Source organism: Oleiphilus sp. HI0117 (assembly GCF_001635235.1).
In genome coordinates this window covers 1-3018 of record NZ_LWGA01000638.1, presented here as the reverse complement: position 1 = coordinate 3018, position 3018 = coordinate 1, and the positions used below count along the sequence as shown (strand labels likewise).

Below are 3018 nucleotides of genomic sequence, written 5' to 3'. Positions count from 1 at the left end.
GACACCAAACTGGCTCAGGGATTCCCAGACTATGCGATTAGACGGAAATTCCTGATTGCTGATAATTACTTCATCACCTGCTTGCCATTCAATGCCATAGGCAATCATTGACAGTGCCTCGGAGGTGTTTTTTGCCAGTGCGATTTCATGGGTAGATGATAGGCCGATTAACTTGGCCAAGCGCTCGCGCAGTTCTTGCTCGACCTGTAACCATTGAGGGTAGTGCTGAGCGCCGCTGTAAACATTTTCTTTGGCGAACCTGGCAACGGCTAGCTCCGTACATGCAGGCCAAGGGCTTACCGCAGCGTGATTCAGGTAGCATAATTCCTTGTCTTGAGGGAATTGTGTTTCAGCTTGGGGGAAATGGGTAAAGCTTGGCATGTTGACACCGTTTTGAGCTTGTTGGACCGGGAGAAGCTCTGATGATATACGAAATAAGATGGCATTTTAATGTTTTCGTATCTGATCAGGGCATTCTTTAAAACGCCGATGTCGATGGAGACTAAAGCAGTGCCGACAGAGCTTTCTTTTGTTAAGCTGTTCTGCCTGATTCAAAGCTTGCGTTTATAGCGAGCTTTGTGGCGAGTGTATGTGGAAGGTTTTGTGAATTTATCGGTAAAAGCTATGCAAGCTCAGCGCATAGATCTTTGGCTCTGTTCCGTTGAACGTATAAATGTGGCGTCTCATATTGATGAGTTTCTTGCTCTTTTGAGTGAGGACGAACGTGTGCGATACGAACGTTTTGTCTTTGAAAAAGATCGTCATGTATATCTCGTATCGCGCTATCTCTTACGCACCTTGCTTAGCCGATATCTCCCCGGGAATTCACCTAAAACATGGTGCTTTAATTATAATGATTACGGTAAACCTGAATTGCCGAATTACCCGCTGAGCTTTAATTTGTCGCATTCTGACAATCATATCGTACTGGCTTTTTCTCGTGATGAGGTGTTGGGGGTGGACATTGAATCGCATAAGCGTGAGGTTGATTTTCAGCCTTTGGCCAAATACTCGTTTTCAACCAAGGAATACGCCCAGATAGAGAAGCTCGACCAAGAAGCATTTCGAGATCGTTTCTTTTCTCTCTGGACTTTGAAAGAAGCTTATATGAAAGCAGATGGGCGAGGCATGTCTATTCCGCTTAAAAGCTTTTCCTTTCTATTTGATGATTCTAATCGTTATTTGGCGCGTTTTGAGCCGGAGCAAAAAAGCGATTCTGACCCTTGGCTTTTTTGGCAGTTCGAAACAGATTTAGACTGCTTTATCTCTCTTGCTACTCAGTCTAATGGACTTGCTAGGGGGGAATATCGTATCGAAACTAAAGAAATTACCGGTCTCGATAAGGTTCGTGAGCTCAGTTTGCCCCATAGAGAGCTCGCTAATAAAGACTTGTGTTAGAATAAACGATTAGATTCAACCAATAGTTGCCGTGATTATTTTATGAATTATTTGCCTATCAATTACATTGAGCCCGTATTTCGTCCACCTTCAGAAGCTAAGTCTTTGATTCTTCAAGTTACCAATGGTTGTTCATACAATAAGTGCACCTTTTGCGATATGTATACAGCTGAACAGAAGAAGTTCAAGCCCAAAAAGATCGAAGAGATAGAGCAAGAAGTGAGTGCAGTGGCGAAGAGCATGCCGAATGTCGGGCGTTTCTTTTTGGCAGATGGTGATGCAATGACTTTGTCGTTCCGCCGCCTCAAAGAAATACTTGAGTGTATTAATCGCTACTTTCCAGATAAAGAACGTGTTACTGCTTATTGCTTACCCAGAAATATTAAGAAAAAAACGGTAGAAGAGCTGGCTGAGTTGAGAGCGTTAGGCCTAAGCATGGTATATGTGGGCTGTGAATCCGGTGACGACAAAGTCTTGGAATGTGTGGTTAAGGGTGAGACTTACGAAAGCTCTAAAGACGCCTTACTCAAGTTAAAAGCTGCAGGCATCAAGTCTTCCGTGATGATATTAAATGGCTTGGGTGGCAAGAAGTTTTCAAAGCAACATGCCGTTAACTCTGCCAAGCTTATGAATGAAACACAGCCAGAGTTTGTATCGACGTTAGTAGTTTCTTTTCCGATGGGTGAAGAGCGCTTTAGGGCTGGATTTAATGGTGATTACGAGCCATTAGAACAATTGGATTTATTTCATGAGATTCGTACCCTGATTGCTAATTTTGAACTGGAAAATACAGTATTCCGTTCCGACCACGCGTCTAATTATTTGGTGCTAAAAGGTAATTTAGGGGCAGATAAGCAAGCGATGCTAAGTAAAATTGATCTGGCTTTGAATAAGCCTGGTGCAATTCCTCTTAGGCAAGAGTGGCAGCGAGGCCTATAACTATGGCAAAAATAGATGGTGAGGGGCTGCATAGGGACCTACCGACAATCGCGACCCAGATAAGAGAATTAGTTGGCGAGGATGATAGCTTGCCACCTGTTGAAACGTGGCAGCCGGAGCGAGTTGGCGAGATAGATATACGTATTGATTCCCAGGGTGAGTGGTATTATCAGGGAGACAAGATGGAGCGGCAGGCAGTGGTTCGCCTGTTGTCGCGGATATTACGCCGTGATGGTGAAGATTTCTTCCTGGTGACGCCTTACGAGAAAATGAAAATTACGGTGGATGATGCGCCCTTTGTTGTCGTGATGGTAGATCGCGAAGGTGAGGGTGAAGCGCAAAAGCTGCATTTTTCTACCCAGCTAGGCGATTACTTCACCTTGTCGGCAGATCACCCGCTCGAGGTAAGCTATAACGAACGCCAGGAACCGTCGCCATACGTGAAGGTAAGACATGGGCTTATGGCAAAATTGAGTCGGCCGGTTTATTACGAGTTAGCAGATTATATTTGTGAGCGCTCGGAGCAAGATACTGAGCTTGGTGTTTGGAGTGCTGGGCAGTTTTTTAAATTTTAGAGAGGTGCGTATGTCGCACCCCATTTGTATTTTAAGGTTAACGAATTAGGTTTGAAAGCTTAGGGTTAGGCTTCTTGTTCTTCTTAAGTAGCACCGCGATTTTTCC

General features: G+C 44.4%; 4 protein-coding genes. 3 read left to right on the top strand and 1 reads right to left on the bottom strand.

Annotation, left to right across the window (positions count from 1 at the left end; translation table 11 throughout):
- A partial coding sequence (locus A3757_RS07825) for an aminotransferase class V-fold PLP-dependent enzyme (protein ID WP_156506248.1) occupies window positions 1–381 on the bottom strand: 381 nt, incomplete at its 3' end.
- A 222-nt stretch (window positions 382–603) separates the two neighbouring features.
- Here A3757_RS07825 and A3757_RS07820 point away from each other — a divergent pair.
- From A3757_RS07820 to A3757_RS07810, 3 genes are read left to right on the top strand one after another with little or no spacing between them, the layout of a single operon-like run.
- On the top strand, window positions 604–1398 hold the full coding sequence (locus A3757_RS07820; protein WP_156495052.1) for a 4'-phosphopantetheinyl transferase superfamily protein: 795 nt from the start codon (window positions 604–606) through the stop codon (window positions 1396–1398).
- A 42-nt stretch (window positions 1399–1440) separates the two neighbouring features.
- Window positions 1441–2337, top strand: coding sequence for a radical SAM protein (locus A3757_RS07815; protein WP_068515229.1), 897 nt, complete (start codon window positions 1441–1443; stop codon window positions 2335–2337).
- 2 nt (window positions 2338–2339) lie between these two features.
- Window positions 2340–2912 (top strand): DUF1285 domain-containing protein, encoded by a 573-nt coding sequence (locus A3757_RS07810; RefSeq protein WP_068515227.1) that lies wholly within the window; start codon window positions 2340–2342, stop codon window positions 2910–2912.
- Window positions 2913–3018 lie beyond the last annotated feature (106 nt).